The organism is Bradyrhizobium sp. TM233 (genome assembly GCF_036247965.1).
Taxonomy (GTDB): Bacteria; Pseudomonadota; Alphaproteobacteria; order Rhizobiales; family Xanthobacteraceae; genus Bradyrhizobium; species Bradyrhizobium ottawaense.
Genome location: NZ_BTIG01000333.1, coordinates 1 through 300, shown reverse-complemented (window position 1 = coordinate 300; position 300 = coordinate 1). Strand labels below are relative to the sequence as shown.

The 300-nt window shown below is 41.0% G+C and carries 1 protein-coding gene; it reads left to right on the top strand.

The features are described 5' to 3' along the window. Positions 1–120 precede the first annotated feature (120 nt). On the top strand, positions 121–300 hold a 180-nt coding region (locus tag AABA86_RS34425; RefSeq protein WP_338309918.1), incomplete at its 3' end, for a hypothetical protein.

Genomic DNA, 300 nt, shown 5'->3' with positions numbered 1-300 from the left:
CACATGCTAGAAGAGGAGTTTTCCGTGGCGGAAATTTGGGAAATTGTTAAGAGTTGTGATGGTAACCGAGCCCCCGTCCCTGATGGTTTCAATATGACTTTCTTCAAGCAATTCTGAAAGATGGTTAAGGATGATGTGGTGAGGGTTTTCAATGACTTCGACGCTCATGGGAAGATCCTAAAAGGGCTAAATGCAGCCTTTATTACATTAAATCCCAAAACTGCCAGTCTTAATTCCATTGGTGACTTTAGACAAGTTAGTCTTATCGGCAACATCTATAAGTTAAACCAATTCGTTTGC